Here is a 16,636-nt window from a genome sequence, read left to right as displayed (position 1 = left end):
TCCATTCTATTTTTTTCTCTTTCTATGTCGATCAGATTCAATTAAATAAATTAAAATAATAGGAATTATAATAGTATATAAAATATAACGAAAAGACAAATACATTGAATCTCTTACTGTAGTAATAAAAATATATAATCCAATAGCCGCAAATGCTTGCTGATATTTTATTAGTTTCTTGCTTCCCCATTTTCCCGAAAGTACATAAAAAATAAAATAACCAACAAAGAATAAAGCAATTATGCCAAACCAGCCAAAATTATAATATGCCTCACCTATGAGAGAAAAACCAAGTCCATAATTGCTTCCTTCAACATTCATAATCCATTCACTTAAATTTGCATATTTAGAAAAGGAAAAACCGTCCAACAAAAACGATGGTATGCATGATAGTAATGAAGCTAAATAGGAAAAGCCGTAATCGTAAGAGTATTGTTGAGGTATTAAAGATTGCAACATTAACCAGATTTGCATACTTCCTCCCATCTCACTTATGCTATTAATTACAGAATTTCCGGTTGAATGTTGAGTTAAAATACTATTTACCATAAATTCAAAGCTTCTACTACCTTCATCTCGAATTGCAGCAATACCGAAAATAACATTAAAAAAGAGAATTCCAAGTCCAATTAATATAAAAGTTTTTTTACCATTAAGGGGTTTTATAGATGAATGCCACAAAAAAAGAACACTTAAAATAATAGCAAGAGCTCTTCCTCGAAGACCAATATATAAAAAACATAATGCAGGAAATAATAAAAGAAATAATATAAATATTTTACACTTTGAATTTTTGTATGATGCCATAAGCACCAATAAAGAAGGAATATACCACATTGATATGGAAGATATTAATGAATTAGCACCTTCTCGATTTTCATAAATTGCATGATAGCCATATGTTCCTGACAACATAATCATAGATAATAAATCTGACCAAAATATACTCGCTGATATTACTAACATTAAACAAAAAACTATTCGTACTGTTATATCAGAAATTTGAATTTCTCCAGTATTTATTGGCTCAACTGTATTGGATACTAATATTCTCTGTCCTGCAATTAAAACAAATATTGATGCCAAAATAAAATAGAATAAATATTGATTAATTAATTCAGTGGAATACCTCATCATTACATCATATTTACCATCTGTAATACCCATCGAATATAAAAATATTTGTCCATATGAAAAAACAAACCATGATATCCAAAATAATGAATATTGATTGATATGAGTGCCAGTATATTTTTTAAATACGTAGATTCCATATAAAAGCAGAATATTTCCAACCCATGCAGTTAACATTGTAGTATTTATAGAGTCAATATCAGCCAGAAGCATAATACACAATATTACACAACCAATGATATATATAAAAAATATATCCCATACATTAATTTTTTTCCCCATTTTGTTAGTTAATGTATTCATTGTGTTATCCCATATATCTTATAAAATATTCTAACCGAATCATGAATGTCTAATTTTCTTTTAGTAATTACTGACTTTCTTACCACTGCTGAGACATCTGCTAATTTATTAGCAGCATATATTATAGCATGAACCCATTCATCTACATCGGAATCTAAACTATGTTTACCAATCAAATTTAGATGTAAGTCTACTTCATTAGGGATTTTGTCTGAAATCACAGCAGGTAGTCCAGCTGCCTGTGATTCCACTAATGTAACAGGAAACCCTTCATATAGTGATGGCATAAGTAAGACATCAAATAACTGCATTAACAATGGAATATCTTGGCGCACTCCTAAAAAAATAATATTTTTTGTTAAGCCAAGAGAAGATGCTTCTTTTTGAATATTATTTCGTAATATCCCATCTCCAACAAAAATCATTACAAAATTAATTTTTAATGTTTTTAATCTACTTGCTATGGTTAACATAAAAGCATGGTTTTTAACATCCTTAAAGCTCGCCACACTTCCAATAATCATACATTCATCATCTAAATGTAATTGCTTTCTTAATTCATTTATTTCTACAGAGTAATTTTGAAGATATAAATTTATATCAACTGCATTTGGAATAATAACGCCTTTTCGTAAAAAACAATTTTCACCATAAAGAGCTATTCCAGCCTGTTTTCCACAAGCTGCCAATACTGTTGCATTCTCCAAAATCATATGTTTCATTATAAATCGATAAATTTTTCTACTTATTGATTCATGTAGCTGTTGAAGTGTCGAATGAGAATGGCAAACGCGAATAGGAATACTTGCTCTCTTGGATATCCACAAGGGTAACCCACTATGAGAATTTGTATGAACATGTACAGCTTTATATGGACCATACGTTTTTATAATCTCTTGAAATTCATTATTATATCGAATGATATTCCACTTATGTTTTCTATCAAGTACAATAACCCGTCCACCAAGCTTTTTAATCTCATTTGTAAAAAAAGTTGTTTCATCATTATAAACAAGAAAATCAAACTGTATTTTTTTACGATCAATTGCACGATATACATTCATTATCATTGTTTCTGCGCCGCCTTGTCTCAGACCACCGCAAACTTGCAAAATTCTATACATATCTTTACTCCCATATATTTATTTCTTTAATATTAAAAAAATTGCAATGTATAGAGAGATTCACTACTATACAAATACTATATTCCAACATTTTTATTATTAGAAAATGTTATTTTTTTTTGCAACAAAAATAACATTTTTGAGGGTATAAGTCCTACAAATAAAGGTTTAAATACATATATCCATCCTATCGGAAACAAAACACCCATATCTTTAAACCCGTAAAAACGAGTAAAAGCTTCTTCTACACGAAAAATATATTTACGTTTTTTCATTGCCTGAGGATTTACATAATACCGCAACAAAGATTCTTGAATATTAATTCCTCTATATCCTGCCGAATAAAGGCGCATAAACAAATCATAATCTTCCGCTGGCCGCTTTGTTATCCATTGTGTTCTATAATTGTTCACAGCCAATAATGCGCTTTTCCGGAACATAGTTACTGGATGAACAAAACAACTGCCCCAAAGAAAATCTTTTTTTTGAGGATTGGGTAGTGACTTATTAATTCCAATTATCTTAGTTCCATCAAATATATCTGTGCTAGAAGAAACCAAGGCTAAATTTGCATCTTGTTCAAGCACAGATATTTCTTTAAAAAATCTGTCAGGATAACTATAATCGTCATCATCCATACGTGCTATATATTTTCCATGTGAACAAAATATACATTTATTTAGTGTTGCCGCTAAGTGTTGATTAGTAGTATTTTGTAAAATCATAAACCTATTATCATGTAAATACTTTTCACACAACCATTCATATGTTCCATTAGTAGATCCATCATCACAAATAATAAATTCCCAATTTGAATAAGTTTGATAAAGTATAGACTCGATCGCAATTTCTAACCGATGAAAATTTGAATTAAAAGTGCCCATAATAACAGAAACCATTGGCTGGGTCATCGAATAATATTCCCTTCTTATATAACTAAAATAATTACTCTATTTTTATTAGCTCCGAATCATAAAAGCTCATTATTGTAAAAGTTCTTTTTTTCGTTCCAAAATTTTAGCATTCAATTTCTGCTGTTCAAAATGATGTATAACATATGGTCGACAAGCTTTCGATAATTGAGATCTTAAGCCTGGTTTATTAATAATTTTTTTCATTGATTCTTCAAGTGCATGTACATCTTTAGGCGGAACCCAAAGAGCAGTAACATTTTGAATTGATGTATCAATTGGACCAGGTATATCACTAACAATTGCAGGTGTTCCCATTGCAGCTGCTTCAATAACAACATTCCCAAATCCTTCTCTATAACTTGGTAAAAGTAATACATCCATAGCACAATAAAAACGTTCGGGATCTGATACTTGGCCAATAAATATAATATTGTGATTTTTTTTCGTCTGTTTAAACAAGTATTGATTTAAAAAGTCTAATTGTTCTGTTGGACCAATAATCATCAACTTGGCATTAGAAATTCTACTAAATGCTTCAAAAATTTCATTTATTCCTTTATCAACTGTGATTCTTCCCATAAAACCAAATAAAAAATCATGTTCTAAAATACCATACTTTTTTCTCACCAACGCACGATACTCTTGACGGTGTGATATATCAAATCGAGATAAATCAATTCCTCCAGAACTACCGTTCCATATTACTGTTCCTTTATGAGCAGAAAACAATTTATCTTGAACAGCCAATTCAAGATTAGATTTACTAACACATTCAATATGTGTTGAACACTCACATGTATATTTTTCTAGTTGTTTTAAAATAATCCTAAAAATACCTGAAGCACCCAAATAACGCAGTCCCATCAAGTGATAATTTCTCACTCTTATTCCAGATAATTTTGCTGCAATAGCCGAGCAAAATGCTGCATTAGGAGTTGAATATTGTACGATATCAAATCGTTCTTTAATAAAAAAACTTCTCAATTTGTAGATTGAAATAAGCAAAGAAAGTGTAGCAATTCCCCGAGGTATCATAATGGGATGATATTGAATATAGTCTCCCAATATAGATTTTAATTCATCATCTGGTGAACAAACTACAGTTACCGAAAAACCATTTTCTGAAAGATATTGTAATTGGGGAACAAAAAAGGCTTGTATTGTATCAGAAATTGTTGTAATATAACAAATTTTGTTCATTATTTCATCCTGTCATAAATTCAAAATAACAAAATGGCGTTATTAATTATTTTCTCTTAAACTCTTCCATCGTCGCAGAGGTTTTCGATGAAATACCATTTCTTTGTAATACTTTTAACACTGTTTGAAAAATAATTTTACAATCTCCCATAAAGGTAATATTTTTAGTATATGTAACGTCATATTCAAATTTTTTTTCCCACGTAATCGCATTTCTACCATTCACCTGAGCCAGACCCGTGAGTCCCGGTCGAACATCATGACGATGATGCTGTCGCTCATTATATAACGGTAAATATTTGACCAATAGGGGTCTTGGCCCAACAATAGACATATCACCTTTTAAGATATTTATCAATTCCGGCAATTCATCTATAGAAGTAGAACGTAAAAATCCCCCAAACCTAGTCAATCGGAGTTCATCAGATAATAAATTTCCATTTCTATCTTTGGTATCTTTCATTGTCCTAAATTTAAAAATCTCAAAAATTATTTCATCTTTACCTGGCCGTTGTTGTTTAAAAAAAACAGGTTTTCCTAATTTTATGCGAACTAAAATTCCAATAACGATCAATAATGGTGATAACATTGCAAATGCCATCAAAGATAATACCAGATCTATTAGTCGCTTTATGCAATGTCGATACATATTTACACCACCTTGTTTTTATGAACTTCTCTTGCAGGAATACCTACTACTGTTTGATTATCTTCTATTTTTTTAAGAATTACTGCACCTGCTCCAACGGTCACATTATCTCCAATTCGACTGCCCGGAATTGCGATTGAACCATCTCCCCAAAAATTACATGTACCAACTTTTACATTTCCCGCTATACCCACATAACACATAATACTCGTATAATCTCCCACAATGGAATCATGTCCAATACTTGAATATATATTCAATATTATATGATTACCTACAGTAGTATCACAGGTAATAAACGTATAAGGGCATAAAATCAAATCTTCTCCTAATATTGCATTCGGTGCAACCAACGCAGTTTTATGAATAAGGTTAATAAAATGTCCACCTTTTTCAGTAATAATATTTGCTATTTCATTTTTAACCTGCGAATTAGCTAGTGCAATAACAAATACATCATCCTTCTTCACTTCATAGTTAATAACATTTTCATATACTTTAGCCGGTAATAAAGAATATTTTTCAGGTGCTACTGGCAGTGTTCCCTCTAAAAATCCTTTTATCTCAAATTCGGTTCCATACCCAATAGAATTTTGTGCATGCCAGTATACTTCTCTCGCAAATCCTCCAGTTCCTATAATCAGCAATCTCTTCATATATATACTCCTTATTTAAATAATCCATCTATAATTTCTATAACTACTTGTTGCTGTTCTTCGGTCATTTTATTATCACTCGGCAAACAAAGTCCTCTAGCAAATATATCTTCTCCCACAGGATCGTCTAATGTAATAAAATCGTTTGCAGCATATACGGGCTGCAAATGCATGGGCTTCCATATCGGTCTGGATTCAATATTATACTTTGCCAATTCTAACCGAATATCATCAGGTGTAACAGCTTGTCCTTTATTAATAGTGAAACAGCTAAGCCAAAAATTAGGTTCACTGCAAGGTACATAGGGATTCATTTCCACGGGAACCCCAGTAAACCCTTCCTTATAGCGATGATAAATAGCTCGCTTTTGTGCAATGTGTTCGCCAATATGATGCATCTGTCCTCGACCGATACCGGCCACGATATTACTCATGCGATAGTTATAGCCGATTTCCTTGTGTTCATAGTAGGGAAATGGTTCCCGTGCCTGCGTTGCCCAGAATCGTACCTTTTTTGACAGCTTCCACATCGTCGCTAAGAAACATGCCGCCGCCACTGGTGGTAATAATTTTGTTGCCGTTGAAACTTACAGCATTCCACGTTCCAAAGGTACCCGTCTGCTGTCCCTTATACGTAGCTCCCAGACTTTCTGCGGCATCCTCAATCAGAATCGTATCATGAGCGTCACAGATGGCTCGTATTTCATCGAGCTTTGCCGGCGTTCCGTAGAGATTGGCTACAATAACAGCTTTAGGTTTGGGATATTTCTTCCCATCATATTTTTCAAATGCCACTTCCAGTGCCTGCGGATCCATATTCCACGTATCCCGTTCGCTATCGATAAATACCTGAATGCCTCCTTCATAGCTTACCGGATTCACCGTCGCCGCAAAGGTAAGATCGGAACACAATACAATATCTCCTGGTCGTACACCGGCAAGTTTTACGGCTAAATGGAGTGCTGCCGTACCGGCAGTCAGCGCCGCTGCTTCTTGTACCCCTACATACGTCGCTACCGTTTTTTCAAATTCGTCGACATTTTTTCCCAATGGAGCCACCCAGTTGGTATCAAATGCTTCCTGAACATATTGCTGTTCTTCCCCATGCATTGTGGGAGACGATAGATATACTCGTTTTTCAAATACTGGAAAATTTTTAATTGGCAATAGAATCCCCTTCTTATGTTTAAAATATGGAAGTAAAAGATATAATAAAAACTTCTTATACACCTTCAGCACCGACTAGCAGAAAAACCAAATTGTTTCTTTCTCTTCATCACTATATTTCTTTAAAAAGAGTGCTCTACCTATCCTTATTTTGGAAGTCTTGAGTAACCTTAACTACTAACAACAAAACTACCAACTACTGCCCACTATTTTCTTCCTTACTATGGTGTCTGTGTCCCTTATGTTTTACATGGTCTTCATCGTAATAGTAATAATAGTAATACTGGCTATAACCATAACTCCGCTGTGTCGGTACTTTATTGAGAATTACTCCCAATATTTTAGCTCCCCCTTGTTCCAGTTGTGCCTTTGTCCGATTGGCTTCATCCGGAGAGATATCCCCTGAAGATAACACAAGGACAACCCCATCCACCTTCGAGGACATGACCGCTGCATCCGTCACCGGCAGGACCGGCGGCATATCGAGCAGCACGTAGTCATACATATCCCGGACTGCCTGCAAGACCTCTTCCATCTTCGTTGAACTCAACAGCTCTGATGGATTCGGCGGCACCGGCCCGCTAGGCAGAATATCCAAATGGGGCAGCACATTTTTTTGAATGACCTTCTCCAATGCGGCTCCTGTCGCTATATAATTGCTGAGTCCCCGATTCGGTAACCCAAATTTTTTATGCTGCACCGGTTTTCGCATATCACAATCGATGAGCAATACGTTCTTTTCATTCTGTGCCATGACGATGGCTAGATTGGATACGGTCGTCGACTTCCCTTCGTAGGGTGTTGCCGACGTAAAGCTGATTAATTTCAACGGTTTTCCCGCGCCGGCAAACTGCAGATTCGTACGAATCGCCCGATAGGCTTCGGATACAGGGGATTTCTTATTATATTGGGTTATGAGATCTATTTCCGCCATAGTTTGTCCCTCACCTTTGCCAGTATATTCTTGTTTTTTTCTTTATACTGCATAGTCTGTGCATCGGGTATCATTCCCAGCACTGGAAGTCCCAGCAACTGTTCCACATCATCGGCCGTCCGTACCTTACGATACAATAAATAGTGAGCCATAACAAACCCGCTGCTGCAAAAAATTCCTAATATCAGAGATAACAGCATCGTCAATGTTTTTCTCGGTTTAATAGGTTTTTCCGGCAGCGTCGCCCCGTCGACGACCTGTACTTCATTGGGAATCATGACTTCCGCTACCTTGGCTTCTTCTAACCGTTTGGAAAGCATGATATAGATTTCCTGTGCCACGTCGGCATCCCGTTTGACGCGGATAAACCCTTGTTCCCGCTGCGGCAGAGCAGCCACGACTGCATTGCCTTCCTCCTCCTGCGAGGCTAAGGCTTGGTTTTTTCCTTCAGCAACGGCAATAGCCGCTTCATTCTTAAACTTATCCGCCAGCAATCCTTGCTGCACCGCACTACTGGAGGGGGACTGCTGCGCTACGACCTTGGCGATTTCCTGTTCCAGTGCCGTGCGCGTGGCATTGATTTGACTATTGATGGACTGCATCTGGGGATGTTCATCCGTATATTTTCCCATATAGCCGGCTTTCGTTCCCTCCAGCTGTACCAGCTGTACCTTGTACTGCTGGATAGCCGGACTGTCGGCTATGCTCTGTCCGGCGCTCCCCAATTGGTTATTGATACTGGCTAAGGCTGCTTTCGCTGTTTCCAAATCGAGCTGATTGGCAGCTTTGGCCTTGTCAATCGTAGTCAGCTTATCCGCTACACTTTTCATCTGGTCATCGGGAGAATAGATTTTGTTGGCGACCTGATAAGCTTGTAACTTATTTTCCGCATCTGTCAGTTCCTGTTTCGCTGAACCCACTCGTTTTTCCAGAAATTCCCGTGTCGCTTTTTGTTCGTCGTGAGACATCTCCGTGAGCCGGTTCAAAAATCCCCTGACCAGCATTTTATTCGTTTGATGGGCTTGTTCTGCTGTTTTTCCCGTTACCGATACTTGCAATATTTCTGTATCCTTAAAAGGGAGCGTCTTGATATGTCCTTTCACAAAACCGTCGTAGTCGGGATATATTCCTTTTTCATTGGGCTCTTGTGTGGCTTTAATGACCGGTATGACTACGTTGCGGCTCTTGAGTATCTCCGCATCCGTATTCATGATCTGTTTCGTCCTATCTGCCCCGACAGCCGGAATATTCTGCAAAATAGAATCGCCCAATCCCTGCTGTTCCTTTACACGGAGCAAGGATACGGACTCATAGGTCGGCGGGACGATGAAGAGATATAAGCCGCCGCAGGCTACAAAGGCAGCTGTGATTTTTGCTATGGTCTTTTTATGTGTATCCAGAACCTGCAGCAGTTCCCGCAGGTCAATGGTCATTTCCTCTTCCAAAAAAAATCAACTCCTAAAGGATAATGGTAGTACTAGATGAACGTGCTTGTTATAACCTCTCCGTCACCTTCGGTGCCAGCTCCCCTGACAAGGGAGCCGTAGAAGATAATACACAATGATATTAATTCGTATTGTTCTTGATTTCCGAGACCATATAGGCTCCTGTCAAGATAGGTGCTATATCACGGGAGAAGCTGATGCGGCTGTTCCTCGTAAAGTACAGGACATCGCCTTCGCGCATGACGTAGTTCTGGCTCATGTCTCCTGTTTCCAAAATATGATTCAGATTGATGACAATGGGTTTATCCGGTTCATCCTGGTGGATCAAAAAGATTTTCTTCTTTGCCGTATCCCAGTTGAACCCATTGGCCGCTCCGATAGCATCCAAGACTCGGTGGGATTTTTCCAATTGATAGACACCGGGCCGATTGATCTCACCAAAGACATAGACGCGGACCGTTCCCAGTTTTGCAATGTTCACAGCCACATCGGGATTTACGATATACTTGCTTAATCCGTCGCGCAGGGTATCTGTAAACTGCGCCACCGTCATGCCCTGGGCATCGATCTCTCCTACCATAGGAAAAGATACCTTCCCATCGGGACGCACGATAAACGGATTGGGATTGGTCGTTGAGTTACTCAGATCCGGTTCCTGTGTAACCGTAATATATAATTCGTCACCGGGACGCATGAGATAGTCCGCCGCCGATACCATGCCTGTCGACATAGCCAGTGCCAAGGCTATCGCTACTACTTTTTTTTCATATATCATTCACTCCAACTGATAATAATAAATAAATGCAGTATGACACTATTATCTTACTATTAAGTATAGCATATTCTATATCCCGAGTCAGTAAAAATATACAGGTAACAGTAGTGAATCGCTGTATAGTTAGATTCATCTCTAACACGCGTTTCTTGTCTACTCGTTCCTGCAACCTCTTTTTCCACAACTGTTCATTTTCACAACGGTACTTCTAATTTCCTTTACTTCGGATCATGATTCGGATGATAGGTCGGGATGATCCGCTGCAGCACATGAATGACTTCTTCTTCCGTCTGACATTGCTGAAATGAATCAATTTGCTGATGGAGCCATGTTTCCTCTACTTCCTCCATCTGCGCTGTAAAAATTTTTTCGTGATTCGTTTTCCGTGTCCCCTCTGCCTGTGTCAACAGTTCTTCATAGAGCTTTTCGCCGGGACGGACACCGGTAATTTGTATTGGAATATCGACCTCCGGTTCATACCCGGAGAGACGAATCATATTTCTGGCAAGATCGATGATTTTAACCGGTTCGCCCATTTCCAGGAGAAATACCTCGCCTCCCTGTCCCATGGAACCGGCCTGCAGCACCAGCTGACTGGCCTCGGGAATGGTCATAAAGTATCGTGTCATCTTAGGATCCGTCACTGTCAGCGGACCACCGGCTGCCAGCTGACGCCGGAATAACGGAACGACACTCCCCCGACTGCCTAGGACATTGCCAAATCGGACGGTAATATATTTTGTCGCATAGCGGTCATTCATGACATGAACCACTTTTTCCGCGACCTGTTTCGTTGCTCCCATGACACTGGTGGGATTTACGGCTTTATCCGTAGAGATCATGACAAATCGTTCAGCACCATAGCCACCGGCGGCCTCCGCTATATTGCGCGTGCCGTAGATATTATTCAGAACGGCTGCCATGGGCTGATGCTCCATGAGCGGTACATGCTTGTGTGCTGCGGCATGGAATACGACATGAGGCCGGTATGTGGCAAAGATACGGTCCAGCTGCCGCGGATCGCGGACACTGGCAATAATAGGAATAATTCGTTCCGTCCCGTATTTTTGGCTCAGTTCTTGATGAATAAGATAAATGCTGTTTTCTCCGTGTCCCATGAGGATCAGCCGCGCCGGCTTCATATACATGACCTGACGGCATATTTCCGAGCCGATAGAACCGCCGGCCCCGGAAACGAGTATTGTTTTCCCCGTAATATACTCTTCTATGTTCTGTATATCCAACTTCACCACGTCCCGTGCCAGTAAATCTTCAATGGATACCGGCCGAAGACGCTGTACCAGCACCTCGTTATCCAGCAGTTGATACAAGCCTGGCAATGTATTGATTTTACATTTCAGCGGCGTGCAGATTTCTATGGTTTCCTTGATAACTGCCCGTTTAGCTGACGGCATAGCAATGATGATTTCCTTGATCCCGTATGTTTCCACCATTGCCGGAATATCATGACGATCACCGAGAATGCGTATCCCGCCCATGAGATGATGCTGCTTCCGTGGCTCATCATCAATAAATCCCACAATACGTCGGCGCTGTGCATGGAACTGCATGATTTCCCGCGCTATCATCGCCCCGGCATCTCCGGCCCCTACGATCAAGACCGGCGTCTGTTCCGACTCAACAACCTTTTTTCTATCTGCATGCACGATGACATAATGCAGCAACAGACGACCTAAACCAATAGAACCTGTTGCTAGTATATACGAAATAATAAATAAAGAACGTGGTAAATGAATATCGACCACCATGGCACAGATAAAAAAGAGCATGGCAGCTGTCGTAGTGGCAAATAAAACCGCCCCGACTTCCCGTGTTCCGGCATAGCGCCATATCCGAGTATACAGATGCATGATGCCCAGCATTAACAGATAGGAAAAAATAAAAAAAGGCAGGCCAAAAACAACCTGCACAAAATATTCATTAAAAACATTGCCATCAAATCGCAGAAAAAGGCTCATAAATGCAACAAGGGTGAGTGTAATAATATCAGCCAGAACCAAAAATCCCGGCAACAAATACTGACGCAACATAATGTCCCTCCTTTGCATAATTATCATAATAATAATGCATATGTATTTATTCTCATATGCTTTTTTCTCATCAAAATATATTTATTATTGTATCATATCGTCATATAGAATACAACAATGGACACTTTATTTTTTGTTTATATTTCCACGTTATATTACGCTCCGAATATGCGGGAAAAAATTCCTTTTTTGGGTTTATCCCAATGTTCCGGCAGTTCCGGATAGAGAACGCGATCTTCCAGAATCCGTTCGGCATTCCAGGTACACGTATCCTCTGCATCCGTATCTCCCATGGCTTCTATCGCCTGGAGACCTTCCCGCATATCTGTATTGCGGGCTTCTGTCCGATGGGCATCACTCCCCAGGAAAATAACCATATGGTGGCGCAGCAGGTTTTCTGCCCGGAGCTGCGTATCTTTTCCGAAAGAGCCTTTGAAACTGCCGGTGTTGCACTGTGCCAGCACGCCGTTATGCATCCATTCCAACACGCGGCTGGGACGAGTCATGATTCGATCATAGCGTTCGGGATGCGCCAGGATCGGCACGAATTCCCGCAGCATCAGTTCATATAATAAAGCTTCTGCCTGATCCGGCTGGCTCTGCGCGGTACATTCACATAGAATATACCGGCTGCCTGCCAGACAATAGTCCCGGCTGCCCTCTTTTATAAATTCCAAGGTATCATAATTGAGTTCTACTTCAGCCCCTGTATGAATGCGGATAGGAATACCCACATCTTGTGCCTGCTGCTGCAGTTCTGCAGTCTTGTCCACGATCACGGACCATTCCGGTACTACGCCGCGGCGGTTTACATGGGGTGTAGCAAAAATATCTGTCACTTCAGAAGCTGCAGACATGCGCAGCATTTCCAAAGACATATCTAATGACTGTGATCCATCATCTATACCGTACAAAATATGAGAATGTATATCTATCATGGTGCTCCCGCTCCTTTTTTATATACAGTTTAGCATAACACGCAAGGATACTCTTTTTTATAAATATACACCAACATTAACGGTATCGTCAATGTTTACAAAAATAATGTTGTTTAAATATAATTAATTCGTTTTTATATATACAATTCTTTTTTTCTTATTTGTATTCTATCTTTTAGATTATATAAAAAATTATAAACCAGCAGTATCTATATTCATCATAATGGTTTCATGTTACATATAATCGCATCCTACATACCCATTACAATTATATTCTTAGATACATAAAAAAACATAATCACATCTTTAGAAAAAAAGTTATTTGATATAGTTTGATCAAATACCTTTTCTTACTTTCTTTATTGTTTTTCCACTGGATTGAATACCTTCCCCGGATTGAGTATCCAGTTCGGATCCATAGCGCCCTTGATGGTTTTCATCAGTTCCATTTCCACGGGATCTGTATATTCTTCCATGTAGCATACCCGCTTCATGCCGATACCATGTTCACCGGAGAGACGGCCGCCCAAGTCATACACGTAACGGTACGCCGTATGGCGGAATTCCTCCAGCTGCCGTTCCCATTCGGCATCGCTCATGTCGCATTTGAGGATCTGGAAGTGCAGGTTGCCATCCCCGGCATGGGCCAGGCAGAAGACGCGGAAGTCATACTGTTCGCTTTCCTTGACGAGGGCCTGAATGCAGGCGGCGATTTTCGTAACCGGAACGACCAGATCCTCGGACGTCTGTACCTCGGACAGAGACCGCGTGCTTTCCAGACAGTTGCGGCGCACCTGCCATACGCGGTCGTCGGCTTCGAGTACGTCCGTAGCCCCGCATTCTTCGCAGATGGCGCTCAGCTTTTCCATTTTGTCGTCCAATTCGTCTTCATTGAAGGTTTCGATCGAAACAATATCATAACAGCCATCTTCGTAATGCGGCAGCTTCAGATCTGAATAGTCGCTGGCACTGCGGACGAAGTTGTTGTCCATAAATTCCACACTCGTCGGATTGAGTCCGGCTTTGACCAGTTTCGGCACCAGTGCCGTCGCTTTGGCCAGATCCGTGAATACCGCCAGTACATCCAGTTTATACGGAGCCAGGGGCACGAGCTTCAGCGTCGCCTTGGTGATGATGCCCAGCGTCCCTTCGGAGCCGATAATCAATTGATCGAGACAGAAACCCGTAGAACATTTCTTCAACGTAGCTCCCAGTGTCGTCACTTTGCCGTTCGGCAGCACGACTTCCACCGAGTAGACCTGATGGCGTGTCGTACCGTAGCGGACTGCCTTGTTGCCGCCGGCATTGGTTGCCAGATTGCCGCCGATGAGACAGCTGTCCGAACTGCAGGGATCTCCAGCATACATGAGTCCTTTTTCGTGGGCCAGGTTCTGGATATCGATCGTACGGACACCGGCCTCCACGACCATGTACATGCCTTCTTCATTGATTTCCCGTATCTGGTTCATCCGTTCCAGCAGCAGTACGATACCGTGATATGTCGGGATGGCACCGCAGCTCACACTGGTACCGGCACTGCGCGGGGTAACGGGAACGCCGTACTGATTGGCGATCTGCATGACCTTGGCTACTTCCTCCGTACTGCCTGCCGATACCACGACCTCCGGCAGACGCCAGAAGGTGGGGTCCAGATTTTCATCGAGTTTATATTTGTCCAGCGTGTCGGCATCGGTCTTGACATATTTTTCACCGACGACTGCCTGCAGGGCTTTTACAACTTCGTATGTTACGGGATGGTACTGTCTCATGATAGATCATTTCCTCTCTGTATCACACCGGCCCGGACGTATTGCGCCTGTTTTTATGAGCCGGCGGCTGTGTTAAATTGTCCCCATTATACCGCAGCGGACCGCGTTTGTCTTGCAAAGTTCCTATACAAATTACGCCGGAATACCTATGACTTTTTCTTATCGATACTAGTAAAACGTATAACGTATTCTTATAGTCACGAAAACCAACAATTGTGCACTTTTCTTGATGCGTGCGCAGTTGTTGGTTTTCGATGTCATTTCGTATATACAGGGAAGGTTGCTGCCGCATGTCCCATGATCGTCACCGTATAGTGTTCGGGTACTTCCTGCTGTGCCATTTTCCAGGCAGTCTCTACATCGGGAGCCGGAATCTGGCCGGTCTGCCGGATGATGTCGAAATTTTCCGGCCGGGTAACCACATAACAGGTTTTCATCGAGGCAATGATACAGCGTGTCTTAAACGCTACAAATCCGGGCATGAGAAATTCCCGGCGCAGTTCTTGTTCTACCTGATCCAAGTCACTGCGGAAAAACCATTTCGTAAAGATTTCCGGTTCTTTGATATCCGGGCAGTCCAATACCAAGATTAGGACACCGCCCGGCTTTGTCGCAAAGACGGCATTCATGTAGGCTTTGCAGCCTTGGTACAGATTCAGGTCCTTCGGGTAGCCGCCGGCGGAGGCAATGGTTACATCTGCCTGCTCTTCGATAGGTACGCCGCCGGTCGCCAATACGTCCTGACAGCCCTTTTCCCAGGCCTTGCGCCAATGTCCGCCTACGACGTCGCAGAGATCGCCATCTGCCGTAAACACTGTATTGACCAAAAAGTCGGGATGAACCATCTGCGCCGCTTCCAGCATGTCTTGATGGAACGGATTTTCTTCAAGACTTGCCGTGTCACAGTGCGGATTGCATCCGTCTCCCTGTGTTTCAGCTAACGCTAAAGAATGATTCGTCATGATGGAGTCAAATCCGGCAATCCCCGGCAGTATGGCCTTGCGGCCGCCGCCGTAACCGGCCATGGGATGAAAGGATACGGCTCCGGTCAAAATGAGCTTGTCTGCCTGCAGGGCTTCGGCATTGATATATACGTCGTTGCCAAAGCGGGTCGTTCCTACATAGGTCAGGTTCTCCTTGTCCCGGCAGTCATGCTGCACGATGCGCAGGCGCCGAGCCATCTCTGTTCCGCAGACGATGACATCTTCCTCCGGTGTATGGGCCCGATGCGTTCCCTGTGCCACGATAATGGTGATCTGATCATCCCGTACCCCGGCTTCGTTCAGTTCGGACACAATAACCGGCAGCATCGCCTCCGTATGCACCAGACGGGTAATGTCACTGACGACGATTGCGACTGTATCATCCTCCCGCACGATATCACGCAGCGGCTTACTGTCAATGGGCTGCCGCAGGGCTCGGAGGATCGCTTCTTTTTCATTGGTTACGATCGATGCCATATTGCCGTGCAGGTCATACAACAGATGATCCTCCGGCAGTTCTATATGCTGTACTTCTTTCCCAAAGGGAATCGAAATTGATTTCATGAAATGACGACCTTTCCTTCAGTATTTTTA

The 16,636-nt window shown here is 41.2% G+C and carries 15 protein-coding genes; all 15 read right to left on the bottom strand.

What is annotated here, in order from left to right; genetic code table 11:
* Positions 1-6: 6 nt before the first annotated feature.
* Positions 7-1,437 carry an O-antigen polysaccharide polymerase Wzy gene (gene wzy / locus BLR11_RS07410; protein WP_091650149.1) on the bottom strand — a complete coding sequence of 477 codons (1,431 nt, stop codon included), beginning with the start codon at positions 1,435-1,437 and terminating at the stop codon, positions 7-9.
* Positions 1,434-2,561 (bottom strand): glycosyltransferase family 1 protein, encoded by a 1,128-nt coding sequence (locus tag BLR11_RS07405; protein WP_091650147.1) that lies wholly within the window; start codon positions 2,559-2,561, stop codon positions 1,434-1,436. The genes wzy and BLR11_RS07405 overlap by 4 nt, the downstream gene beginning before the upstream one ends.
* A 77-nt stretch (positions 2,562-2,638) precedes the next feature.
* Positions 2,639-3,472 (bottom strand): glycosyltransferase, encoded by an 834-nt coding sequence (locus BLR11_RS07400; RefSeq protein ID WP_091650144.1) that lies wholly within the window; start codon positions 3,470-3,472, stop codon positions 2,639-2,641.
* A 72-nt stretch (positions 3,473-3,544) separates the two neighbouring features.
* A complete protein-coding gene (locus tag BLR11_RS07395; protein WP_091650141.1) occupies positions 3,545-4,675 on the bottom strand; it encodes a glycosyltransferase family 4 protein in 1,131 nt (376 codons plus the stop codon).
* Between the two features lie 46 nt (positions 4,676-4,721).
* Positions 4,722-5,324, bottom strand: coding sequence for a sugar transferase (locus tag BLR11_RS07390; RefSeq protein ID WP_091650138.1), 603 nt, complete (start codon positions 5,322-5,324; stop codon positions 4,722-4,724).
* A gap of 2 nt (positions 5,325-5,326) precedes the next feature.
* Positions 5,327-5,980: an acetyltransferase gene (locus tag BLR11_RS07385; RefSeq protein ID WP_091650136.1), complete on the bottom strand. Its 654-nt coding sequence runs from the start codon at positions 5,978-5,980 to the stop codon at positions 5,327-5,329.
* A gap of 11 nt (positions 5,981-5,991) precedes the next feature.
* A complete protein-coding gene (locus tag BLR11_RS14595; protein ID WP_281240846.1) occupies positions 5,992-6,510 on the bottom strand; it encodes a DegT/DnrJ/EryC1/StrS family aminotransferase in 519 nt (172 codons plus the stop codon).
* Positions 6,443-7,147 (bottom strand): aminotransferase class I/II-fold pyridoxal phosphate-dependent enzyme, encoded by a 705-nt coding sequence (locus tag BLR11_RS14590; RefSeq protein WP_281240845.1) that lies wholly within the window; start codon positions 7,145-7,147, stop codon positions 6,443-6,445. The genes BLR11_RS14595 and BLR11_RS14590 overlap by 68 nt, the downstream gene beginning before the upstream one ends.
* Before the next feature lie 196 nt (positions 7,148-7,343).
* Positions 7,344-8,081, bottom strand: coding sequence for a CpsD/CapB family tyrosine-protein kinase (locus tag BLR11_RS07375; RefSeq protein ID WP_091650133.1), 738 nt, complete (start codon positions 8,079-8,081; stop codon positions 7,344-7,346).
* The gene (locus BLR11_RS07370; RefSeq protein ID WP_245675113.1) at positions 8,069-9,526 is read right to left on the bottom strand and encodes a GumC family protein; all 1,458 of its coding nucleotides are present in this window, start codon (positions 9,524-9,526) and stop codon (positions 8,069-8,071) included. The genes BLR11_RS07375 and BLR11_RS07370 overlap by 13 nt, the downstream gene beginning before the upstream one ends.
* Positions 9,527-9,647: 121 nt before the next feature.
* Complete coding sequence (locus BLR11_RS07365) at positions 9,648-10,256, bottom strand: polysaccharide biosynthesis/export family protein (RefSeq protein WP_342707191.1); 609 nt, start codon at positions 10,254-10,256, stop codon at positions 9,648-9,650.
* A 263-nt stretch (positions 10,257-10,519) separates the two neighbouring features.
* Positions 10,520-12,352 carry a polysaccharide biosynthesis protein gene (locus BLR11_RS07360; RefSeq protein WP_245675112.1) on the bottom strand — a complete coding sequence of 611 codons (1,833 nt, stop codon included), beginning with the start codon at positions 12,350-12,352 and terminating at the stop codon, positions 10,520-10,522.
* Positions 12,353-12,507: 155 nt separating this feature from the next.
* A complete protein-coding gene (locus BLR11_RS07355; RefSeq protein ID WP_091650126.1) occupies positions 12,508-13,290 on the bottom strand; it encodes a tyrosine-protein phosphatase in 783 nt (260 codons plus the stop codon).
* 359 nt (positions 13,291-13,649) lie between these two features.
* Positions 13,650-15,059 (bottom strand): FAD-binding oxidoreductase, encoded by a 1,410-nt coding sequence (locus BLR11_RS07350; protein WP_091650124.1) that lies wholly within the window; start codon positions 15,057-15,059, stop codon positions 13,650-13,652.
* A 257-nt stretch (positions 15,060-15,316) separates the two neighbouring features.
* Positions 15,317-16,606 (bottom strand): NPN-dependent 2-hydroxyacid racemase, LarAH10 family, encoded by a 1,290-nt coding sequence (gene larAH10 / locus BLR11_RS07345; protein ID WP_091650122.1) that lies wholly within the window; start codon positions 16,604-16,606, stop codon positions 15,317-15,319.
* Positions 16,607-16,636 lie beyond the last annotated feature (30 nt).

Source organism: Megasphaera paucivorans, assembly GCF_900103535.1.
Classification (GTDB): Bacteria; Bacillota; Negativicutes; order Veillonellales; family Megasphaeraceae; genus Megasphaera_A; species Megasphaera_A paucivorans.
This window is presented reverse-complemented; position numbering and strand designations above follow the sequence as displayed.